The organism is Nocardioides sp. Soil805 (assembly GCF_001429625.1).
In the GTDB taxonomy this organism is placed as follows: domain Bacteria; phylum Actinomycetota; class Actinomycetes; order Propionibacteriales; family Nocardioidaceae; genus Nocardioides.
Genome location: NZ_LMSU01000007.1, coordinates 19,294 through 40,773, shown reverse-complemented (window position 1 = coordinate 40,773; position 21,480 = coordinate 19,294). Strand labels below are relative to the sequence as shown.

The 21,480-nt window shown below is 72.4% G+C and carries 25 protein-coding genes; 12 read left to right on the top strand and 13 right to left on the bottom strand.

Annotated features, from left to right (window positions below):
* Positions 1–7: 7 nt before the first annotated feature.
* Positions 8–991 carry a Gfo/Idh/MocA family protein gene (locus tag ASG94_RS20760; RefSeq protein ID WP_056928437.1) on the top strand — a complete coding sequence of 328 codons (984 nt, stop codon included), beginning with the start codon at positions 8–10 and terminating at the stop codon, positions 989–991.
* On the opposite strand, the gene arfB is transcribed toward ASG94_RS20760, so the two are convergent.
* The 4 genes from arfB to ASG94_RS20740 all read right to left on the bottom strand — a co-directional run bounded on the left by arfB (position 988) and on the right by ASG94_RS20740 (position 4,233).
* Positions 988–1,416 (bottom strand): alternative ribosome rescue aminoacyl-tRNA hydrolase ArfB, encoded by a 429-nt coding sequence (arfB, locus tag ASG94_RS20755; RefSeq protein WP_056928402.1) that lies wholly within the window; start codon positions 1,414–1,416, stop codon positions 988–990. The genes ASG94_RS20760 and arfB overlap by 4 nt on opposite strands.
* Positions 1,413–1,829, bottom strand: a complete 417-nt coding sequence (locus ASG94_RS20750) for a CoA-binding protein (RefSeq protein ID WP_056928401.1) — start codon at positions 1,827–1,829, stop codon at positions 1,413–1,415. The genes arfB and ASG94_RS20750 overlap by 4 nt, the downstream gene beginning before the upstream one ends.
* Positions 1,830–1,859: 30 nt before the next feature.
* Complete coding sequence (locus ASG94_RS20745; protein ID WP_082624418.1) at positions 1,860–2,747, bottom strand: SDR family oxidoreductase; 888 nt, start codon at positions 2,745–2,747, stop codon at positions 1,860–1,862.
* A 100-nt stretch (positions 2,748–2,847) separates the two neighbouring features.
* Complete coding sequence (locus ASG94_RS20740; RefSeq protein ID WP_056928400.1) at positions 2,848–4,233, bottom strand: hypothetical protein; 1,386 nt, start codon at positions 4,231–4,233, stop codon at positions 2,848–2,850.
* A gap of 143 nt (positions 4,234–4,376) precedes the next feature.
* Here ASG94_RS20740 and ASG94_RS22580 point away from each other — a divergent pair, with 143 nt between their 5' ends.
* The gene (locus ASG94_RS22580) at positions 4,377–5,300 is read left to right on the top strand and encodes a DUF6801 domain-containing protein (RefSeq protein WP_156411741.1); all 924 of its coding nucleotides are present in this window, start codon (positions 4,377–4,379) and stop codon (positions 5,298–5,300) included.
* Between the two features lie 107 nt (positions 5,301–5,407).
* Entirely contained in the window at positions 5,408–6,574 is a 1,167-nt protein-coding gene (locus tag ASG94_RS20730; protein ID WP_056928398.1) for an acyl-CoA dehydrogenase family protein, read from the top strand.
* Between the two features lie 32 nt (positions 6,575–6,606).
* Here ASG94_RS20730 and ASG94_RS20725 read toward each other — a convergent pair whose 3' ends face one another.
* The gene (locus ASG94_RS20725; protein WP_056928397.1) at positions 6,607–7,662 is read right to left on the bottom strand and encodes an AraC family transcriptional regulator; all 1,056 of its coding nucleotides are present in this window, start codon (positions 7,660–7,662) and stop codon (positions 6,607–6,609) included.
* Positions 7,663–7,889: 227 nt separating this feature from the next.
* Positions 7,890–8,258, bottom strand: coding sequence for a three-helix bundle dimerization domain-containing protein (locus tag ASG94_RS20720; protein ID WP_156411740.1), 369 nt, complete (start codon positions 8,256–8,258; stop codon positions 7,890–7,892).
* Between the two features lie 259 nt (positions 8,259–8,517).
* Between ASG94_RS20720 and ASG94_RS20715 the strand changes: the two genes are divergently transcribed.
* Positions 8,518–8,715 carry a hypothetical protein gene (locus ASG94_RS20715; RefSeq protein WP_056928395.1) on the top strand — a complete coding sequence of 66 codons (198 nt, stop codon included), beginning with the start codon at positions 8,518–8,520 and terminating at the stop codon, positions 8,713–8,715.
* Positions 8,716–8,737: 22 nt separating this feature from the next.
* Positions 8,738–9,391, top strand: coding sequence for a hypothetical protein (locus ASG94_RS20710; protein WP_156411739.1), 654 nt, complete (start codon positions 8,738–8,740; stop codon positions 9,389–9,391).
* 25 nt (positions 9,392–9,416) lie between these two features.
* Here ASG94_RS20710 and ASG94_RS20705 read toward each other — a convergent pair whose 3' ends face one another.
* Positions 9,417–10,235, bottom strand: coding sequence for a sigma-70 family RNA polymerase sigma factor (locus ASG94_RS20705; protein WP_156411738.1), 819 nt, complete (start codon positions 10,233–10,235; stop codon positions 9,417–9,419).
* Positions 10,236–10,361: 126 nt separating this feature from the next.
* On the opposite strand from ASG94_RS20705, the gene ASG94_RS20700 reads away from it, so the two are divergent.
* The gene (locus ASG94_RS20700; RefSeq protein ID WP_200958221.1) at positions 10,362–11,030 is read left to right on the top strand and encodes a helix-turn-helix transcriptional regulator; all 669 of its coding nucleotides are present in this window, start codon (positions 10,362–10,364) and stop codon (positions 11,028–11,030) included.
* Positions 11,031–11,202: 172 nt separating this feature from the next.
* A complete protein-coding gene (locus ASG94_RS20695; RefSeq protein ID WP_156411737.1) occupies positions 11,203–11,709 on the top strand; it encodes a hypothetical protein in 507 nt (168 codons plus the stop codon).
* A 6-nt stretch (positions 11,710–11,715) separates the two neighbouring features.
* Here the strand turns inward: ASG94_RS20695 and ASG94_RS20690 are convergent, their stop codons facing one another.
* The 6 genes from ASG94_RS20690 to ASG94_RS20665 form a co-directional block, all read right to left on the bottom strand.
* Positions 11,716–12,402, bottom strand: coding sequence for a GAF and ANTAR domain-containing protein (locus tag ASG94_RS20690; RefSeq protein WP_056928390.1), 687 nt, complete (start codon positions 12,400–12,402; stop codon positions 11,716–11,718).
* Between the two features lie 32 nt (positions 12,403–12,434).
* Entirely contained in the window at positions 12,435–12,845 is a 411-nt protein-coding gene (locus ASG94_RS20685; protein WP_056928389.1) for a DUF1707 SHOCT-like domain-containing protein, read from the bottom strand.
* A complete protein-coding gene (locus ASG94_RS20680) occupies positions 12,845–13,498 on the bottom strand; it encodes a PadR family transcriptional regulator (RefSeq protein ID WP_082624416.1) in 654 nt (217 codons plus the stop codon). The genes ASG94_RS20685 and ASG94_RS20680 overlap by 1 nt, the downstream gene beginning before the upstream one ends.
* Positions 13,499–13,624: 126 nt before the next feature.
* A complete protein-coding gene (locus tag ASG94_RS20675; protein ID WP_056928388.1) occupies positions 13,625–14,587 on the bottom strand; it encodes a TIGR03557 family F420-dependent LLM class oxidoreductase in 963 nt (320 codons plus the stop codon).
* Positions 14,588–14,667: 80 nt separating this feature from the next.
* Positions 14,668–15,537 carry a crotonase/enoyl-CoA hydratase family protein gene (locus ASG94_RS20670; protein WP_056928387.1) on the bottom strand — a complete coding sequence of 290 codons (870 nt, stop codon included), beginning with the start codon at positions 15,535–15,537 and terminating at the stop codon, positions 14,668–14,670.
* Positions 15,534–16,769 carry an LCP family protein gene (locus ASG94_RS20665; protein ID WP_056928386.1) on the bottom strand — a complete coding sequence of 412 codons (1,236 nt, stop codon included), beginning with the start codon at positions 16,767–16,769 and terminating at the stop codon, positions 15,534–15,536. Before ASG94_RS20665 ends, ASG94_RS20670 begins: the two co-directional genes overlap by 4 nt.
* A gap of 23 nt (positions 16,770–16,792) precedes the next feature.
* On the opposite strand from ASG94_RS20665, the gene ASG94_RS20660 reads away from it, so the two are divergent.
* From ASG94_RS20660 to ASG94_RS20640, 5 genes are all read left to right on the top strand, one after another.
* Entirely contained in the window at positions 16,793–17,299 is a 507-nt protein-coding gene (locus ASG94_RS20660; protein WP_056928385.1) for an acyl-CoA thioesterase, read from the top strand.
* The gene (locus ASG94_RS20655) at positions 17,296–17,844 is read left to right on the top strand and encodes a DUF402 domain-containing protein (RefSeq protein WP_056928384.1); all 549 of its coding nucleotides are present in this window, start codon (positions 17,296–17,298) and stop codon (positions 17,842–17,844) included. Before ASG94_RS20660 ends, ASG94_RS20655 begins: the two co-directional genes overlap by 4 nt.
* A 190-nt stretch (positions 17,845–18,034) precedes the next feature.
* Positions 18,035–19,606, top strand: a complete 1,572-nt coding sequence (locus ASG94_RS20650) for an LCP family protein (RefSeq protein WP_082624415.1) — start codon at positions 18,035–18,037, stop codon at positions 19,604–19,606.
* A gap of 37 nt (positions 19,607–19,643) precedes the next feature.
* Entirely contained in the window at positions 19,644–20,573 is a 930-nt protein-coding gene (locus ASG94_RS20645) for a glycosyltransferase family 2 protein (RefSeq protein WP_056928433.1), read from the top strand.
* Complete coding sequence (locus ASG94_RS20640) at positions 20,570–21,475, top strand: glycosyltransferase family 2 protein (protein WP_056928383.1); 906 nt, start codon at positions 20,570–20,572, stop codon at positions 21,473–21,475. Before ASG94_RS20645 ends, ASG94_RS20640 begins: the two co-directional genes overlap by 4 nt.
* Positions 21,476–21,480 lie beyond the last annotated feature (5 nt).

Genomic DNA, 21,480 nt, shown 5'->3' with positions numbered 1-21,480 from the left:
GAGCGCCATGACGACTCGGTGGGGCATCGCAGGGACCGGCGCCATGGCGGAGGTCTTCCTGCGCGACTTCGAGCACGTGCCGGACGCCGAGGCGGTGGCGATCGGGTCCCGCTCCCGGGAGCGCGCCGCCGGGCTCGCGTCGTCGTACGGCATCGCGGGTGCCCACACCTACGGCGAGCTGGTGGGCGCCGACATCGACGTCCTCTACATCGCGACCCCGCACCCGCAGCACCACGCCCTGGCGCTCGCCGCGATCGAGGCCGGCGTGCCCGTGCTGGTCGAGAAGGCCTTCACCGCCACCCTGGCCGGGGCACGCGAGGTGGTGGCCGCGGCCCGCGAGCGCGGTGTCTTCTGCATGGAGGCGATGTGGACCCGGCTCCAGCCGGCGGTCGTGGAAGCCCGCCGGCTCGTCGAGGCGGGCGAGATCGGTGAGGTGGTGGCCGTCCAGGCCGACCTGGGCGCGCACCGCGACTACGACCCCGCCTCGCGGCTCTTCGATCCCGCCCTCGGCGGCGGCGCCACCCTCGACCTCGGCGTCTACGTCATCTCCTTCGCCCAGGACTTCCTCGGCACCCCGGACCGCGTCGTCGCCTCCGGCACCCGCTACCCCAACGGCACCGACGCGTCGGTGACGATGCACCTGGCGTACGACGACGGGCGCGGCGCGTCGCTGGCCTGCGGGCTCACCACCGAGAGCCCCGGTCGGGCCGTCATCTGGGGGACCGGCGGCTCGATCGAGCTGCCGCCCCGCTTCCACCACCCCACCTCGCTGGTCGTGCGACGCAACGGGCAGGAGGCCGAGACCCGCGAGCTGCCGGCCCGCGGGCGCGGCTACAGCCACGAGATCGACGAGGTGGGCCGGTGCCTGGCCGCCGGACTGACCGAGTCGCCGGTGGTGCCCCTCGACGACACCCTCGGCGTGCAGTGGGTGATGGAGGAGACGCTGTCCCAGCTCGGCATCACCACGACCGAGGCGACCGTCGAGCTCTAGTCGCCGACCCGGCCGCGCAGCGCCTTGGTCTGCCCGCGCTCCTTCTTGGCGCGCAACCGGCGCTCCTTGGACCCGCGGGTGGGCCGGGTGGCCCGCCGGGGCGGGGGCGGCGGGGCGAGGGCCTCGCGCAGCAGGGCGGCCAGCCGCTCCCGGGCCGCGACCCGGTTGCGGTGCTGCGAGCGGTGCTCGGAGGCGGCGATGACGACCTTGCCGTCGGGCCAGCGACGCAGCGCCCGGGAGCGCTGGGAGTCGGTGAGCGTCGAGGCCGAGCGGACGTCGTACTCCAGCTCGACGCGGCTGTCGGAGGTGTTGACCGACTGGCCGCCCGGGCCGGGGGAGCGGGAGAACCGCTCGACGAGGTCGGCGTCCGGCACCACCAGCCCCGACGGGAGGCCGGGGCCGGACGGGACGAGCAGGTCCTTCACGCGCTCCGCTTGCGCCACTCGATGGCGGGACAGGTGTCCATGACCATGGCGACCCCGGCCGCGGTGGTCCGGTCGAACGCCGCCTCGTCGACGACGCCGAGCTGGAACCACACGCCCCGGGCGCCTATGGCCACGGCCTGGTCCGCGAACTCGCCCGCTGCCTCGGAGCGCCGGAACACGTCGACCACGTCGACCGGGAACGGGATGTCCGCGAGCGTGGCGTAGCCCTGCTCGCCCAGGACGGTCGGGGCGTCCGGGTGGACCGGCACGATCCGCTTGCCGCGTTCCTGGAGGAGCCTGGCGATCGAGTACGCCGTGCGCCCGGTGTCGCCGGACAGGCCGACCACGGCCCAGGTCTCGAGGTCGTCGAGCATGCGGTCGACGGTCGCGGGGTCCTGCCACGAGGTGGTCACGGCCCCGACGCTACCCGCCGACGCCCCCGATCAGCCGCCGACGTCGGACTCCGTGTAGCGGGGCCCGGTCGAGCGGCCCAGTCGTCGTACGTCCGTGTCCGTGCGGGCGATGAGTCGTGCTCGGTCCCTCGCGGACATCCGGTCCCCGAGCCGGGAGTTGAGGATCATGCGCAGCCGGGACAGGGACGAGAGCCAGCCGGGCACGAACACCTGACGCTTGCGCGCCTCGATGCCCTCGACGAAGGCCTTGGCGCAGTCCTCGGCAGACGTGACCGCGCGCAGCGGTGCCGGCAGGGCAGCCAGCATCTCGTCGAAGCTGCTCATGTCCTCCCTGGCCTCGCGCAGGAGCGGCGTGTCTATCCACGACATGTGGGCGCTGCCGACGTCCACCCCGAGATGGGCGACCTCCATCCGCAGCGCGTTGGCGAAGTGCTCGACCCCGGCCTTGCTCGCGTCGTACGCCGCCATGCCCGGTGTGGCCGCCAGGGCGGCGAGGGAGGAGACGACCAGCACGTAGCCCCGGCGCTCGATGATCGTCGGCAGTGCCGCACGCACGGTGTGGAAGACACCGAGTACATTGGTGTCGAGGACCCGTCGGAACGCGTCAGGATCGACCGTGAGCACGGTGCCGTAGCTCGCCACGCCCGCGTTGGCGACGACGACGTCGATGCCGCCGAAGGCCTCCACTGCCCGGGCGACCGCCGCCTGCGTCGCACCGAGGTCGCGCACGTCGCACGCGACCGCCTCCACCCGGGTACCCGTTGCGGTCAGCCGGGCCGCCAGGTCGTCGAGCGCGGCCTGGTCGATGTCGGTCAGCAGCAGGTCGGCACCGCGACGCGCCAGCAGCGTGGCGGTCGCCTCTCCGATGCCACGTGCTGCGCCGGTGACCATGACCACTCGTCCGTCGAAGATGTCCACGGTGACTCCCGGTGTGTGCGGCTGGTCCCACCACGCTAGGGCGGCGACGCCGGGTCGCCCAGAGGCCTTCGGCCCGTCCTGGGGCCGTGCCCGGTAGCGCTCAGTCCTCGGTCCCGAGCGTGTTCCGGGCGTTGGCGACGACGGCCTCCATGGCCGTCTTGAGGGTGTAGCTGTCGAGCGTCTCCAGCTCGGGGAACGGCTCGGGCTTCCCGCCCCGGCGCTTCTTCGCCTGCTTCGCCTGGAGCTCGAGGACGTAGCGGTCCCAGATCACGTAGAAGTACATGCCGCCGCCGGTGCTGGCGAGCACGTAGGAGCCGTCGACGTCGAACATCCCGCCGGGGCGCAGCGCCCCCCGGATCGTGCGGACCTCGTCCGGGGTCGGCCGGGGATCGGAGAACGCCAGCTGGGACAGGTAGGAGTCCAGCACCCGCCTCGGCTGGTCGCCCGGCGCGACGTACTGGACCAGCAGCTCGGCGGTGCGCCGGTTCTCGTCGTCCTCGCGCAGGCAGCTGTTCTGGACCGAGCGGCCGGCGAAGGAGTCCAGGGAGAGGTAGGAGTCCGGATCGGCGGGGGTCGAGTCGGAGGTGAGCTCCTCCAGCTCGACCCCCGGGAAGAGGGCGTCCACCGCCTCGCCGTCGAGGAGTGCGCAGGGGTCGAGGAAGGTGGGCCAGTCCTGGGCCTGCGAGAACTGTCCCGTGGAGCCGGCGGCGGGCTCGGCGTCCTCGCCGCGGAGCTCCTCGGCACGGTCGAGGGCGGTGGTCAGCACGCGCTCGGCCAGCTCTGCGTCGCGCTCGGTCAGGTCGTCGGTGAGCCCGTAGTCGCGCCCCCGGGTGAAGCGCACGAGCAGGTTGCCGGTCGTCGCGAGGTAGGCGCTCCCGCCCTGCTGCCACAGGATGCGCTCGTCGATGCCCCGCAGCCGCACGCCGCCGAGGCTCTGCTGGGCGTCCCGGATGATGTCGACCGTGGCCTGCTCGAGGGCGTCGAAGACACCGTTGTTGTCGCGCAGGTCCTTCGGCAGCCTCCCGTCGCCGTACTTCTTGAACTGGCGCCACTCCGCGGCGGCGGCCGCCTCGGTGGGGTACTGCTCCACCTTGAGCTTGGCGAACGTCTTGGCGCGGTCCCCGATCGAGTAGTCGCAGCTGGTGGTGACCACGGCGCCACCGACGGTGTCCTTGCGCTCGGCCAGCTCCTTGGCGGTCGTGGAGGCGGCCCGCCCGCGCTCGGTGACCTCGGCCCCACGGGTGAGGGGGAGCAGCCGCGTGGCCTCGGTCGTGGGCAGGAGGGCGCAGGGCGGCACGTAGACCTGGTCGCCGATCATGACCGCCGGGGCCGCCGCCGGTTCGTCGGTGGCCCCCTCCTCCGTGCTCGTGGCGGAGGACGGCGCCGCCGGGGCGGCGTCCCCCTTCTCCGCCTCCCCGTCCGAGCAGCCGGCCAGGACCGTGAGTACGGCGAGCAGGGCGAGGGCGGTGATCGGCGTACGACGCATGGCCCCGGAGTGCCCGGTGGAGCGGAACCCCAAACCCCGGTGGGGTTACCGATCAGTACGACAAGGGTCTACCAGCACCGTGAATGTGGTGGCGGATGTGGTTGGGTGTGACCGCACACACATCCACGGAGGGACATCCACTCATGCTCCACACCCCAGTCCGGCGCCTCGGCGCCGCAGTTGCCGCGGGCGCCCTGAGCGCCGGCGCTCTCGTCGCCATGACGGCCCCGGCCGCCCAGGCCGCCACCGCGGCCACCACCTACACCTGCACCTTCCCGAGCCTGGGCGTCCGGGACATCCCGGTGGGCATCACCGCCACCCTGCCCGGTGCCGCCAACGCGGGCCTCGACGCCCCGGCCATCCCGGTGCTGCTGAGCGTGACCCTGCCGGCCGACGTCGTCGAGGCCGCGAAGTTCTTCTACAAGGCGACGTCCATCGGCGGCTTCTCCAACGACATGGTCGCCACGCTGGACAACCTGTCCTCCTCGGACACCGCCGACCTCGCGCTGCAGAACGTCCGGTTCCCGCAGACGCCCGTGCCCGCCACGGCGAACCAGCCGCTCACCCTCAACACGCCCAACCCGCTGACCACTCCCGGCGTGGAGCCCGCCACGACCGTCCCGGTCAACCTCCCGGGCGCCGGCACCTACGACGTCGTGGTGCCCTCGGCGTTCACGTTCACCGCTACGCAGCAGGGCGACGTTGCCATGCTCAAGGATGTCCCGTGCGTCTACAAGCCGGGTACGCCCTCGAGCCTCGGGTCGGTCATCCTGGCCGAGAACGAGTCCACGACCAAGGCGAAGCCCGCGAAGAACCCCACCAAGCTCGGCAAGAAGACCAAGCTCAAGGTCACCGTGCAGGCCGACAACGAGGTCCCCACCGGCAAGGTGAAGGTCATGAAGGGCCAGAAGAAGCTCGGCAAGGGTTCGCTCAACGCCCAGGGCAAGGTCACCATCACCCTCAAGAAGGCGCTGCCCAAGGGCAAGACCGTGGTGAAGGTGCTCTACCTCGGCGACGACTTCACCGAGAAGTCGAAGGACAAGAAGGTCGTCATCAAGGTCCGCTGACCCCGGTCCCGTCTCCTCGACCGCCCGGTCGGTGCCCCGCGCACCGGCCGGGCGTTCGTCGTCCGACCGCTGCGCACAGGCTCGTTACCCGCTAGTAGGATTCGTGCATGAGCGACATGTACACCCTCTCCGAGGAGCACCGGGCCATCCGCGAGGCCGTCCGCGACCTGTGCGACGCGAAGGTCGCGCCGTATGCCGCTGCGGTCGACGAGGAGGCGCGCTACCCGCAGGAGGCGGCCGACGCGCTGCTGGCCGCGGACTTCCACGCCCCGCACGTGCCCGAGGAGTACGGCGGCGCAGGTGCGGACGCGCTGGCGACCGTGCTGGTCATCGAGGAGGTCGCACGGGCGTGCGTGTCCTCGAGCCTGATCCCTGCGGTCAACAAGCTCGGCTCGCTGCCGGTGCAGATCGCGGGCTCCGAGGAGCTCAAGCAGAAGTACCTCGGCGCCCTGGCCCGCGGTGAGGGCGGGTTCTCCTACTGCCTCTCCGAGCCCGACGCCGGCTCGGACGCCGGGGGCATGAAGACCCGCGCGGTGCGCGACGGCGACGAGTGGGTCCTCGACGGGGTGAAGCGGTGGATCACCAACGCCGGCGAGTCGGAGTTCTACACCGTCATGGCTGTCACCGACGCCGAGAAGAAGACGCGCGGCGGCATCTCCGCCTTCGTGGTGGAGAAGTCGGACGAGGGCGTCTCCTTCGGCGCCCCCGAGAAGAAGCTCGGCATCAAGGGCAGCCCGACCCGCGAGGTCTACCTCGACAAGGTCCGCATCCCCGCGGACCGGATGATCGGCGCCGAGGGCACCGGCTTCGCCACCGCGATGCAGACCCTCGACCACACCCGCGTCACCATCGCCGCCCAGGCCGTCGGCGTCGCGCAGGGTGCGCTCGACTACGCGCTGGAGTACGCCAAGGAGCGCCGACAGTTCGGGAAGTCGATCTCCGACTTCCAGGGCCTGCAGTTCATGCTCGCCGACATGGGCATGAAGGTCGAGGCGGCCCGACAGATGACGTACGCCGCCGCCGGCCGCTCCGAGCGGGGCGACGCGGACCTGACGTTCTTCGGGGCCGCGGCCAAGTGCTTCGCCTCCGACGTCGCGATGCAGGTGACCGTCGACGCCGTGCAGGTGCTGGGCGGCTACGGCTTCACCCGCGACTACCCGGTCGAGCGGATGATGCGCGACGCGAAGATCACCCAGATCTACGAGGGCACCAACCAGGTCCAGCGGATCGTGATGGCGCGTCAGCTCCTCAACGGGGTGCAGTCCGAGCTCTGATCCGGGTGTCGTGCGGAGCTGCGGCGCGGGGATCAGGCGGTGCTGCCTGTCGCCCTCGCCGGTGCCGCCTCGAGCCGGTCGCGCCACTGTGTGGGCGAGCAGCCGTACCGACGGGTGAACCACCGCGACATGGCGCTCGGGGCGGCGAAGCCCAGCGCCTCGGACACCTGCGTCACGGTGTAGTGGGGGTCACGCAGCCTCTCCTCGGCCAGGGCCGCGCGGACCTCGTCGAGCACCGTGGAGAAAGTCGTCCCTTCGCGCTCCAGCTGGCGGTGAAGGGTGCGCCGGTCCATGCCGAGGTCGCGAGCCACCAGCTCGGCGGAGCACCGACCGGACGGCAACCTGGTCCGGATCAGCGTGTGCACCGCGCCCGTGATGCCGGCGTCCTGCGAGTCCAGGCGCAGGAGGTCGAGGAACCGTCGCGCGTACGCGCGACGCTGGGGGTCGGCCTGCAGCTCCAGGTCAAGGTCGTCGCGGCGGAGGACGACGGCGGCTCGAGCCGCGTCGAACACGATGACGGTGTCGAGGACGCTGTGGTGGGTCCGCACATCGCAGGGGGGGTCGTGGGGGAGCTGAACCTGGAAGGGGCGCCAGCCCGGGGCACACAGCTCCCGGAGGATCCGGAGGTACGCGGCGACCGCCAGCTCCAGCGCCTGACGTGCGGACCCGGGATCGACGTCGTCGCCGAGGGACAGCGTCACCTCGATCGTCGTCAACACGTCCGCGTGGACGGTCGAGAACGAGAGCGCCTGGTTGTAGCTGGCGGCGTTTCGATGAAGCAGTTGCACGGCACTGGCAACGTCGGGCTCCTCGTGCAGGAGGAGGCTCAGCGGCCCCAGCGTGGACAGACGCCGTCTCTTCGACAGCAGGAGGCCGAAGTCGTCGCGACCTGACGAACGCGCGGACGACCCGAGCACCCGTGCCATGGCGTCCACCGGGGACCAGGCATCTGGCTCCAGCGCATCGACGCGCAGGCCCTGCGCGTTCAGGAGGCGCGCAGCGTCGAGGTCGAGCCCGCGGGCCAGCGCGACGTACCCGCGCAGCGCGGCACGCCGACCGAGCAGTGGTGTGGCCCGTGACCGTGGCATGTCCCCAGAGGGTAAGGCACCCGTCCCGGGTGGTGCTGTGTGGAACGTCGCCGGTGCGTACTGTCCTTCGTGAGGTCACGGCGAGTACGAGCGCGCTCACCTGCCGTCGTGCCCCGGGGACGCTCCCCTGTGGCGTCCCACCCCCCCTGGATTCCTCGCCGCGCCCTGTATCCCCCGTGCCGGGGTGCGGCGAGGATGACCACTGGGACCATGTAGGGGAGGCCGGCTCAGGCCTGGTCTGCCTGAGGCGCAGGCATCGACAGGACGGTCAGGCGGTCCCGGGCCAGGCGTTCGACGAGGATCGGTACGAAGGCTCGGACCCGGCTCCCGTCGAACTCGCGACGGACCTCGCTGATCACGCCCTCGACGGTCGTCGCGGGCACCGAGTCGAACCGCTCCCTGAGCCGTGCGCTCACCAGCGCCATGCTCCGGGTCAGGTCGGCCTCACCGGGGCCTGCGGCGATCGGCTCCTCGATCGGCTCTGCGGTCGGTTCCGCCCGGACGGTCCGGTTCAGGTGTACGTCCGTGGTCACCATGCGTTCCGGCCCCCTTCTGGTTCCGCGGTCCTCGGGTGGACACACGACGAGCCCTGACACCTGTGGCCCTACCCCGAGGATCCGTCGAGCCCACTGGCGTCGCATCCCCCTCCCAAAAGGTCACCCGGGTGACCCGAACAGCGGGCGGGCGGAGGGCGATGTCCCGGGGAGCTCCCTGTGCCAGCATGCGGGGCGACGAGCGAGCGTCCGTCCGGGCGGGGCCCGACGGCTGAGGGGGTTCCATGTCCACCACGACGAGACGACGCGTCGGCGTCGCGCGAACCGTCGGCGTCGCAGCGTCCCTCCTGCTGGTGACCTCGTGCAGCGAGGGCTCGGGCGACCGACCGACTCCGACCCCGACCGGCTCGGCATCCGCCCAGCCGTCCCGGACCGCGACGCTGCCGAGCCCGACCCGGACCCCCACCGTCCCGAGCCCGACCCGGACCCCCACCGTCCCGAGCCCGACCCGGACCCCCAGCGCACCGGCGACCCCCAGCGATTCCGCTACCCCGAGTGATTCCGTGACGCCCAGTGAGTCCGTGACGCCCAGTGAGTCCGAGACGCCCAGCGAGTCCGAGACGCCCAGCGAGAGCGAGACGCCCAGCAATTCCGTGACGCCCAGCGCCTCCGAGCCCTCGGCCTCGGAGACCTCCGTCCTGCCCACGCCTTCCGGGAGCGCCACCTCGGAGCCCGCGCCCTCGTCGTCCGCGATGGTCGAGGCCGAGACGACCGACGTCGAGGCCGAGGCGGACGAGGGTGGGGCCGGGTGGTGGTGGCTTCTCGCGGGGCTGGTGCTCGCGCTGGTGGCCGGGGTACTCCTGTGGAGCCGGGCCCGTCGCCGCGGCGCCGGGCGCGCCGAGCTCACCGCCGCGGAGGGCGAGGTGTCGTGGCTCGCTCGCGAGCTGCTGCCGGACCTGCGGGACACCGGCTCACGCGAGCAGGTCGCAGGAGGCTGGGCCGTGTCGTCGGACCGCGTCGTGGCCCTCGAGGACCGACTCACGCGGCTCGAGGCCACCGCCAAGGACGAGCAAGTCCGGGGCCGGGCCAGAGAGCTGCGGGACGCGGTGCGGGTCGCACGGACCGCAATGGCCGACCTGCTCCATCACGGGGCGGGGGACGTGAGGGTCGAGATCGACGACCTGGTGGCGGCGCTCGAGGCGGGGCTCGACCGACCCGTCCGGGCAGCCCCCTGATCGGACGGGTCCGGGAGACCTGCGCTCAGACGGCGGGCGACAGGCCCGAGGAGTCCTCGTCGCCGGCGCCCAGCTCGGCACCCAGCTGTCGGTTGATCCCGGTCATCAGCCGCGACACCTGGGTCTGCGTCACGCCGATCTCCGCGCCGATCTCGCCCTGGGTGGCGCCGTGGAGGTAGCGCAGCTCGACGATGCGCTGCTCGCGGGTGCCGAGGCGTCGTACCAGCGGGGCGACGACCGTGCGGGCCTCCACCTGCGCGAAGCCCGCCTCGTGGAGCACGAGGGAGTCGGCGAGCGGTCGTTCGGAGTCGTCGTGCACGGCGTCCAGGGAGTCGACCGAGTAGCCGGCGTGTGCCGACACGGCCTCCTCCACCCGCGCGGTCGGGACGCCGAGCCGGGCTGCGATGTCGCTGGGTCGAGGGGACCGCCCGAGCTCCTGGGTCAGCTCGGCCCCGACGCTGGCGACCCGGGCCTGCAGCTCCTGGATCGAGCGGGGCGGGCGCACGACCCAGCCGGCGTCGCGGAACCAGCGCCGCAGCTCACCGCGGATGCACGGCACGACGTAGCCGAGGAAGTCGGTGGCCAGGGCGGGGTCGAAGCGGCGCACCGCCTTCACCAGGGCCAGGCAGGCCACCTGTCGCAGGTCGTCGGGATCGATGCCGCGACGCTCGTAGCGTCGGGCCTCCTGGGTGGCCACCACCAGGTTGAGGCGGATGATCTCGTCCTCCAGCTCGAGGCGTACCTCGGCCGGGTCGTCGAGTCGGGCCAGCAGCTCGTCGGTGAGGGCCATCCGGCGGGCGCGGGACACGCCGCGGTGCCCCCGGGGCGGGGAGGTGGGTGACACGTCGTTCCTTCGTGCAGGTCGAACGTGGCACGTTGCTCGACCACGACTCCCGAGCCAACCAGTGCTGTCCGTCCGCCACTACCTCCCTTCGGGCATGCGATCGCACGAGTTGGGTACGGCGCGCTCATGACCGTGATGACACGACGACGCCGCCCTGTGCGCGTCACCCTGGCCCACGAGTGCGAGCTCGTGACCGTCGGTTTCGCCGGCCTCCTGGCGCCGTACGCCCACCGCGTGCAGGTGCTGCCGTCCCCGGGCGGCGTCCCGGCCCGGGACGTCGACCTCACCCTCCACGACACGCTCGCCGGGGTCCGGGACCTGCCGCTGGCCGCGGTCCAGTCGGTCGCGCACGACGGCCGCCTCGTCACCTGGACCTGGAACGCGCGCCCCGAGCTGGTGGAGCTGGCGCTCGGCAACGGGGTGAGCGGGGTGCTGTCGAAGGCCCTGCCGGCGGCGCGCCTCGTCGCGGCGCTCGAGTCGATCCACCACGGACGCCCCGTGGTCGACCTGGGCGCCGACCAGCCCCCGGTCACGTCCCCGCACTCGACCCCGACGTCGCCGCTGGAGACGCTCACCCCTCGCGAGGCGCAGGTGATCGCGATGATCACGGCGGGCTTCGACAACCAGACCATCGCGGACCGAGCCTCGATCAGCATCAACTCGCTCAAGTCCTACATCCGCTCCGCCTACCGCAAGATGGGCGTGGCGTCGCGCTCGCAGGCGGTGCTGTGGGGGGTACGCCACGGCTACCTCGGGTCGATCACCCGTGACGAGGACCCCGGGATGACCGCCTGACCGGTGCTGGACGGGGAGTGGCCGGTCGTCCCGGGGCTGCGTGAGCCCGGACCGACCGGCCACGACCGGCCATCGGCCGGCCAGGGGTACGACGATGCGTCCCCGTCTGGTGGGTCCGTACCCGGTCGGCGCGAACGCATGCCTCGAGGCGTGGCCGGGTACGGCGATGGGCATGAGCGCACCACTCCACGAGCCCGACGCCGTCGTACCGGTCACCACCGGCGAGGAGCTGGCCCACCGGCTGGCGGCCCAGCACGAGGAGCTGCGCGAGGAGTGGTGCCGGGTGCCACGTCTTCATGCCGGAGCCCGGGAGGACGTCTTCCTCCACGCCCGCCGGCGCCTCGCCGTCCACGTGGCGCTCGAGCACGCGGTCCTCGGCCCCCGGCTCGACTCGGTGCGCGAGGCCGAGGCCGAGCTGGACCGCGAGGTGGTCGCCGCCGAGGGCGAGGAGCCGGAGTCGCTCGGCTTCGACGCGGCGTGCGCGCGGGTCGCGGTCTCGTTCCTGCGGCACAGCGCCACCGTGGACGAGCACGTGCTCGCCGGTGTGCTGCCGGACGACGAGCGTCAGGCGGTGGCAGCGGCACTGGCGCTCTGGGACGGCGCGGGCGACGCCTACCTCGGCAACACCTGGTCCGAGATGCGCGAGACTGCCGTCGCGCAGATCACTCGAGCCGGCTGAGGATCCTCACACCTCGGGAAGCACCCGGTTGTCGATGAGCTCCTGGGCCACCAGGTGGAGCTTGCGGTTGTGGTGCTGGGAGTAGCGGCGCAGCACCTCGAAGGCACGGGCGGCGTCGAGGTCGAAGCGCTCCATGAGGATGCCCTGTGCCTGCCCGACGAGGTTGCGCGCGTCGACCGCCTTGCGCAGGTGCTCGTCGCCGCGGGCGTGCTGCACCGCGACGGCGGCGTGCCGGGCCAGCATGTGTGCGACGTCGGCGTCCGCCTCGTCGAAGGCGTCCGGCGCCGGGTCGTAGAGGTTGAGGCTGCCGATCACCTGCTGGGTGGTGTAGAGCCGCGAGCCCAGCATGCTGCGCACCCCGGCCTGCTCGACCGCCTCGCACCAGCGTGGCCAGCGCGTCTCGTGGCGCACGTCGCGGACGAGGACCTCGTGCCGGTCGGCGATGAGCTCGAGGTCGGGCCCCTCGCCGGCCTCGAGCTGGATGGCGTCCAGCCCCTCCACTACCGGATCGGTCGCCGCGACGGTCTCGACCCGGGAGCCGCCGTGCACCAGGATGACGCCGGCGTGGCGGCAGCCGAAGGTGGTGACGGCGAACTCCAGGATCCGGTCGACCGTCTCGTCGAGGCCGTCCACGTCGTGGAGGTCGAGGGCGAGCCGGGCGAAGGCCTCGGCGTCGGGCGCGCGGTCGGGCATCGGGGCTCCAGGGGAGGCTCTCGGGTGACGGCTCAGGGTCGAGCCCTCGTGCCGTGATTGTGGCACCCGTGGCGAGCGTTGTGACCGTGTCCCCAGCCGCGTGACTTGAGCAGCACCACGACGCCGATGAGCCACACCCACCACGGCACGTGGAGCGCGACGGCCAGGAGGAGCGCCGCCACCAGGAACATGGCGAGCGGCGCGCGCCAGGGCGTCGTACGACGCACGGGTGCCGGGGGACGCGGCGGGGCGACCGCCCGGGGCAGGTCCCAGAAGACCACGTCGAGGTCGGCACGGGTGCGGGCCGACCAGATCGCGTCGAGGCGCTCGGCGTGCTCCTTGGTGTCGATGCGCCCGGCCGCGTAGTGGTCGTTGAGGATCGAGGTCGCCGCCTCGCGCTCCCGGTCCCCGATCCGGGACCCGGCCGCGCGCGGGTCGGCCATCACAGGTCCTCGTCGGGCTCGGGCTCCGGCTCCGCGCCGTCCGCCAGGATCCCGTAGAGGGAGCGGCGGGTGTCGACGAGGACGCCGATGGCGGCCTTGCGCTGGGTGTCGGAGCCCTGGGTGACCAGCTGCCACACGGCGCTCATGACCTGCCCGATCTCGGACTTGAGGTCACCCGAGGTGCCGGTCGAGGCACGTTGCTGGGCCCGCTCGAACGGCGCCCAGACCGCGTCGAGCTCGGCGGCGCGCTCGGCGACGTACGTCTCGCCCTGGGCGGTGAGCCGCAGGGTCTTGCGACCCCGTTCGTCGTCGGTCTCCACGAGGCCCTCGTCGGCGAGCTGCTGGATCGTGGGGTAGACGGATCCGGGGCTGGGCCGCCACGAGCCGTTGCTGCGATCGGCGATCTGCTGGATGACCTGGTAGCCGTTGATCGGCTCTCCCCGGCCCGCGGCGTCGGCCAGGGCGGAGAGGATGGCCAGGCGGACGTCGCCGCGACGGGCGCGCGGGCCGCCCGAGGGCGGTTGCGGGCTGCCGGTCTGGCCCCAGCCGAGGAGGCCCTGCACCCACGGCGGGGGGCCGCCGGGGCCACGGGGCGGGCCGCCCCAGCCGTGCTGGTCGAAGCGGAGCTCCCACGGATTCCTGCGGTGTCCCATGTGCGTGTCCTCCCGGTGACGTCGCCGACCGGCTCGACCTGTCGACGTATTGCGATATATCGCGAGCGTACGCCGACGCTCGGGAGCACACAAGGACTTTCGCGAGACCCTCGCGGGCCGGGAGGCTCAGGCGTCGCGCAGGGCCGGCAGCAGCTCGCCGCGGGCCCAGTCGAGGAAGTCCTCCTGGCGCTCGTCGCCGATCTGCACCAGCGCCAGGTCGGTGAAGCCGGCCTCGCGCCACTCGGCCGCGGCCGCCACCACGGCGTCCACGTCGGGGCCGCACGGGATGGACTCGGCCACGTCCTCGGGTCGCACGAACTGGGTCGCCCCGGCGAAGCCGGAGGGCACGGGGAGGTCCGCGTTGACCGCCCAGCCACCGCCGAACCAGCGGAACTGCTCGTGGGCGCGGGCTACCGCCCGGTCCCGGTCGGGGTCCCACGAGATCGGCATCTGGCCGATCCTGCGCTCGCCCCGCGCGCCGGACCCCGCCCACTGCGAGACCAGGTCGGCGGACGGCTCCACCGCGACCATGTGGTCGACCAGCGGCGCCAGGCGCGCGATGCCGGCCGGGCCGGAGACCGCCGCGGCGATGGGGACCCGGGTCTCGGGCAGGTCCCAGACCTTGGCGGAGGACACGGTGAAGTGCTGCCCGTCGTAGTCGACGTAGCCGCCGTCGAAGAGCTGGTTGATGATCTCGAGCGCCTCGACCAGCATGGCCTGGCGCACGTGCACGGTCGGCCAGCCCCGGCCCACGACGTGCTCGTTGAGGTTCTCGCCCGAGCCGACGCCGAGGGTGAAGCGCCCGCCGGAGAGCTGCTGGACGGTCGCGGCCTTCTGGGCCACCACCGCGGGGTGGTAGCGCACGGTCGGACAGGTCACGTAGGTCATCAGCTCGATCCGGTCGGTCACCTGCGTCACCGCGCCCAGCATCGCCCAGGCGTAACCGGCGTGCCCCTGCTCGTCGAGCCACGGGAAGTAGTGGTCGCTCATCACCTCGAAGTCGAAGCCCGCCCGCTCGGCGAGGCCGGCGTGCCGGACCAGGTCGCGGGGGGCGGACTGCTCGGTCATGAGCGTGTAGCCGATCTGCATGGGAGGTCCTCTCGAGGCGACGTACGGACGTCCTCGATGATGCCCACCGTGATCGGACGCGAGTACAGCCCTGAGGGGGGCTAGAAGATCCGCGGCAGCTCCGAGGCGCGCCCGGTGAAGTCCGGGTCGCGCTTCTCCCGGAACGCGGCCACGCCCTCCTTGCCGTCGCCCACCGACGTGTGCCACATCGCGAGCGAGTCGGCGCGGTGCATCTCCAGTGGGGAGGCGGCCGAGGTGCCGGCGTACAGCAGCTGCTTGGCGAGCGCGAGCGCGACGGGGGAGCGGCCCACGACGAAGGAGCGGGCCAGGTCGAGGGCGGCCGGCAGCAGGTCGTCGGGCTCGTGGAGCGAGCGCAGCAGCCGCCCCTCCAGGGCGGCCTCGGCGCTGAGGACCTCGGCCGAGTAGACCCACTCCAGCGCCTGCTGGACCCCGACGATGCGGGGCAGGAAGTACGACGAGCAGGCCTCCGGCACGATGCCGAGGCGGCCGAAGACGAAGCCGATGCGCGCCCGGGTGGAGGCGAGCCGGATGTCCATGGCCAGCGTCATGGTGGCCCCGATGCCCACCGCCGCGCCGTTGATGGCGGCGATCACCGGCTTGGGACAGGCGTGGATCGCCAGCGCCACCTTGCCGCCGGTGTCGCGCACGCCGTCCTGGTACGGCGCCTGCGTGAGGCGGTCGCGCAGGTCGGCGGGGGTGGGGTGGGCGTCCTCGTCGAGGCCGAACACGTTGCCCTGCGCGGACAGGTCCATGCCCGCGCAGAACGCCCGGCCCGCGCCGGTCACCACGACGGCGCGGATCGCGTCGTCGGAGGCGGCGGCGGTGAAGAAGTGCTCGAGCTCGCGCGCCATCGTGACGGTGAACGCGTTGAGGGCGTCGGGGCGGTCGAGGGTGAGTGTGGTGACGCCGTCGGCGTCGGTCTCCACCGACAGGGTCTCGTAGGCGGTCACCGGCCCGGCATCCCGCTGGGGGTGCAGAGATCCGCAGGGATGCTCGACGTGTCGTCGTCGCGGATGAAGGAGAAGAACTGCTCCGAGCGTTCCGCGTCCCACGTGACCGCGAGGTCCTGGATGGGGACGCCGCAGGTGAGGCCCGAGTCGCCGTCGACCCGCGTCATCGCGAAGGCGAAGCGGCCGAGCGAGATGGGGCTGGTGCCCTCGCTCACCGAGAAGGACCCGGCGGATGCCATCGCCAGCCGGTAGTAGCGGACCGGGTTGATGAACGTCCACGGCGACAGCGCCTTGTCGCCGATGGCCGAGACGACCTCGCGCTGCGCCCGGGCCCGGTCGATGTCGCCGAGCTGGGAGTAGGTCTTGCGGGAGCGGGCGTAGCCGAGGGCCGTCTTGCCGTCGGCCTCCTGGCAGCCCTTCGGGATGTCGAGGTTGGCCTGGGGGTCCTTCATCGCGCTCTTGGGGCAGATCTCCACGCCGCCGACCGCGTCGACCATCCCGACGAAGCCGCCGAAGCCGATCTGGATGTAGTCGTCGATGCGGATGCCGGTCTCGTTCTCCAGGGTGCGGATGAGCAGCTGGGGCCCGCCGTACGCGAACGCCGCGTTGACCTTGGTCGTGCCGTGTCCGGGGATGTCGACGATCGAGTCGCGCGGGATGGACATGAGCAGGTTGGGGCCGTCGCCGGTGTGGAGCAGCATGATCGTGTCGGTGCGCTGGCCCACCGGGCCACCGGTGCCGAGCTCCTTGCGCTCCTCCTCGGTGAGGTCGTCGCGCGAGTCCGAGCCCACGATGAGATAGGTGTTGCCCCCCTGCTCGGCCGGTCGGCCCTTGTCGCTGGGCATCGCCTCGATCTTGTCCACCTTGCTCCAGGCCCAGAAGGGCACGGCGAGCATGAAGACCAGCCACAGCAGGACGAGGAGCTTGACGACGCCGAAGCGCAGGCGCGGTCGACGGCGGGGGCTCTTCGGCCGCGGCGCGGGAGCGACGGGCGCGGTGCCGGTGGGCCCTCCGGGCGGCCGGTTCCCGCCGGACGACGTCCGCGGCTGGGCGGGCATGACCCGGGTCTCGTCGGGACGCGGCCGCTCGCCGGACCGGCCCCGGGTGGGGACCATCCGGGTGGCGTCGTCGGAGCCCGCCGACGGGGAGCCCTTGCCGCCCTTGCCGTAGAGCCAGTCGTACTCGGGGGTCCCTTCCTCGGGACCGCCCTTCCCGGGGGGACGTTCAGCCATGGCCGAGACGCTACCGTGCGCCCATGAGTGATGCGCCCACCCCGCGACCGGTGTCCTACTCCCGGGTCTCGCTCGCCATGGCCGCCACCTCGGTGCACGCCAACATCCTCGGCAACGTGCACGGCGGGGAGATCATGAAGCTGGCCGACTCGACCGCGGGCGCGGTGGCCTTCCGGCACAGCGACGGCCCGGCGGTCACGGCCGCGATGGACGAGATGACCTTCCTGCGACCCGTCCACGTGGGGGACATCGTCAAGACCTACTCCCAGGTCAACTGGGCGGGGCGGTCCTCCATGGAGATCGGCGTGCGGGTCGAGACGCAGCCGTGGGGGAACGCCGCGGACGAGCCCGTGCACGTCGCGAGCGCCTACTTCGTCTTCGTCGCGATCGACGAGGACGGCGCCCCCCGCGCCGTGCCCGGCCTGGTCACCGAGACGCCGAGCGAGGTACGCCGCGAGCGCGAGGCCCAGATCCGCCGGGCCCACCGGCTGGCCCGCAAGCAGGAGATCAACCAGGGGCGCGAGGAGTGACGACGCCCTGGGTGCCCGGGGAGGTCGTCACCCGCCGGGAGGTCCTCCACGGACGGCTCTGGCTCGAGCACCCGGTGACGGTGGTCGAGGACGACGGCACCACGTTCGCGGTCCTGCTGGAGCCGGGGTCGCCGTTCACCTTCCACGGGCACCCCATCGGCCCGCACCCGTGGGGCGCGCACCTCGCGTGGGGCGGCACCACGGTGCTCCAGGTCCACCGCACGGGCGAGCGCTACAGCGTCTGGAAGTTCTTCGTCGGGGACGTCTTCCAGCACTGGTACGTCAACTTCGAGAGTCCCGTGGTGCGCGACGACGACGGGTTCGACACCGACGACCACGGCCTGGACCTCCTCGTGCACCCCGACGGGCGCCGGGAGTGGAAGGACGTGGAGCACCTCCACGAGCAGCGCGCGCAGGGTCGCATCGACCTGGCCACCGTCGGCGCCGTGCTCGAGGCGGCCGACGAGGTGGTGCGCCTGCTCGACGCCGACGACCGGTGGTGGGCGGAGTACGACGACTGGGTGCCGGAGCCCGCGCCGCGCTGAACTTCCACGCAGGTGAGCGGAGGTACGGGGTCCGGAGGGCGTCCGGGGCTGCACTTCCACGCAGGTGGGCGGACCTTCGTCGCCGGAGCATCTCCACCCATCGGGCCGTGGCGGCGCGTCGTACCGGGTTGTGACGGGTGGGACTGGTGATACTGGCTGGGCTGACTTCCCCCAGCAAGAGAGGCACCCCATGCCGCCCGACAGCCCCGGCGGGTCGCACCCCGACGCTCCGCCCCACCCGACGACCGCTCCCACGGTCTCCTCCGCCGACGGCCAGCGCTACAGCACCGCCGACCGGGCGCAACGCGTGCGGTTCCGACGCGCGGTCACGCTGATGGTGATGACCCTCGTCATCCCCGGCTCCGCCCAGCTCGTCGCCGGCAACCGGCGCCTGGGCAGGATCGCGATCCGCGTCTGGCTGGGCGTCATCGTCGTCACCCTGCTGAGCGTGCTCGTCGCGGCGTTCGCGCACTCCTTCGTCTTCTGGGCGGCCTCCAACACCCTGCTCCTGGGCGTGCTGCGCCTGGGCCTGATGGCACTGGCCGTCGGGTGGGCCCTGCTCTTCATGGACTCCTGGCGCCTGGGCCAGCCCCTCGGGCTGCAGCGCCAGCAGCGCCTGGCCGTGGTCGGCATGAACGGCCTGCTCTCGCTCACCGTCGCCGGCACGCTGCTCTTCGGCGCGCACATGGTCGGCGTGCAGCGCTCGTTCATGCTCACGATGTTCGGCGACGGCGAGGTCGTCGGGGCCCACGACGGACGCTTCAACGTGCTGCTGCTCGGCGGCGACTCCGGCGCTGGTCGCTGGGGCCTGCGCCCCGACTCGCTGACGGTCGCCAGCATCGACGCCCGCACTGGCAAGACGGTGCTCGTCGGGCTGCCCCGCAACATGGCGAACTTCCCCTTCGACGAGGGCTCGCCGATGGCCGAGCAGTTCCCGCACGGCTTCGACTGCGACGGGTGCTACCTCAACGGTGTCAGCACCTGGGCCGGGGACCACACCGAGCTCTTCAAGGGCTCGAAGAACCCGGGGGTCGACGCGACGATCTCCGCGGTCGAGGGCATCACCGACCTGCAGATCAACTACTACGCGATGGTCAACCTCGCCGGCTTCCGCAGCCTCGTCGATGCCGTCGGCGGCGTGGAGCTGACCGTGCGCGACCGCATCCCGGTGGGCCTGCCCAGCGACTCGTTCTTCCGCTACATCGAGCCCGGCACCCGGACCCTCGACGGCATGGACACCCTGTGGTTCGCCCGTGCCCGGGAGGGATCGGACGACTACTCGCGGATGGCGCGCCAGAAGTGCGTCATGAACGCGATGCTCCAGCAGGTCAGCCCCGAGACGGCGCTGCGCAACTTCGAGAAGATCGCCAAGGCCTCCTCGGAGATGATCTCGACCAGCGTGCCGCGCGGCGAGGTGGGCACGTTCGTCGACCTCGCCCTCAAGGCCAAGAGCCAGAAGATCGCCACCCTGTCGCTGGTGCCGCCGCTCGTCACCACCGCCGACCCGGACATCGAGCTCATCCACGCCAAGGTGGCCGAGGCCATCGACCGCGCGGAGGGGCAGAGCCCGGCGCCGGCCCCGGTCGAGCCGGAGACCGACACGGCCGAGGCGGGCAGCGACGCGAGCACCGACGCCGGGACCGGCGCGCAGGCGCCCGCGACGACGCCGGCGGCACCGCCCTCGATGACCGGTGGGTCGTTCGGGACGCTCAAGGACGGGTACGCCGCGAACGACTCCGAGGACCTCGGGGCGGCCTGCTGATCAGGCCGTACGGCGTACGGCCCCTAGGGTGTACGCCGTGACTCCTCCCCGTGATGGCCGTGTCGTCGCGGTGGTCGTCACCTTCAACCGGCTGCCGCTGCTCCAGAGACTGGTGGCGCGCCTCGGCGAGGTGGCCGGCCTGAGCGAGGTGCTGGTGGTCGACAACGCGTCCCTCGACGGCACCGGCAAGTGGCTCGCCGGGCAGCCGACCACGGGGGAGGTGCCCCTGCTTGCCCGCACCCTCGAGCACAACCGGGGCGGGGCCGGCGGCTTCCACGACGGGCTCGCGTGGGCCATCGACCGCGGCGCCGACCTCGTGTGGCTCATGGACGACGACGGCCTGCCCGACGCCGACTGCCTCACGACCCTGCTCGCCCACGACGACTACTACGACTTCTGGGGGCCGCTGGTCGTGGACGAGGACGACCCCGAGCGCCTCGTCTTCCCCATCCGGCTGCCGGGCGGTGCCCGCGTCGTGGGCGACATGGCCCAGGTGCGTGCCGCCGCCCGTGAGGGGGTGCTGGCCGACATCGTCATCCCCTTCAACGGCGTGCTGGTCACCAAGGAGCTCGTGGACCGGATCGGCCTGCCCCGCGAGGAGTTCTTCATCTGGGGCGACGACGTCGAGTTCCTCTGGCGCGCCAAGGAGGCCGGGGCGCGCGTGGCCACCGTGGTCGACGCCCGGGTCCTGCACCCCAGCGTGGGGGAGCTCGGGACGCCGATGATGTGGGGCCGCACGACGTACAACCACAGCCCGAGCGACCTCAAGCACTACTGCATGGCCCGCAACAACCTGGTCAACCTGCGCGACTACCGCGGGCCGCTGCACGCGCTGGCCTTCGTGGTGAAGACCGTGTGGTTCTACACCTTCACCCGGCCCAGCTGGGCCCGGCTGCGGCTCAGCGCCGGGGCGATGCGCGCCGGGCTCGCGGGGGAGTACGACGGGCACGAGAGGTTCCTGCGATGACCGAGACCGTCGCCGTCGTCGTGGTGACCCACAACCGCGCCGACCTGCTGGTGGGCATGCTGGACGGGCTCGCGGCGCAGACGCACCGCCCGGACGCGATCATCGTCATCGACAACGTCAGCACCGACCACACCCGCGCCGTCCTCGACGCGCGCGACGACCTGCCGCTGCACGTGACGACCACCGAGGCCAACCTCGGCGGCGCCGGGGGCTTCCACCTCGGCGTGCGGGAGGCGTACGACGGCGGCTTCGACCGCGTGTGGCTGATGGACGACGACGTGGTGCCGGCCCCCGACTGCCTCGCCACGCTCATGGCGGTCGACGAGGACTGCCTGATCGCGGTGCGCGAGGACCTCTCCGGCGCGCTGGTCGAGAAGGCGGCGCTCCACTTCGACCTGCGCAACCCGCTGGCGGTGCGCCCGAAGAGGTCGGCCGTGGACACGGCGTACGCCGATCGCGCGTCGATGCCGCCGCTCGTGGAGGTGCAGAACGTCGCCTTCGAGGGCTTCATGGTCCGGCGCAGCGTGACCGCTGAGATCGGCTTCCCCGACCCGGAGTTCTTCATCTTCTACGACGACGCCGAGTACGCCGTGCGGGCCCGACTCGCCGGACGGCGCATCTGGGCGGTGCGCGACGCGGTCCTCGTGCGCCAGCTCGACTTCAACCAGCAGCACGACCTCTCCGGCTGGAAGGGCTTCTACATGTACCGCAACCTCTTCGTGGTGCACCTGCGCCACGGGGAGAACGCCCTCGTGCGGCTCAAGCCGTGGCTGATCACGGCCGCGGTGGTGCTCCTCAGCCCGCTGCGCGGCGGCCGGGCCGAGGCGCGCAACGTGATCCGTGCCATGGCGTCGGCGCGGGGTATGCGACGCCTGCCCGGCTCGGCCGCACCCCCTCGCTAGACTCG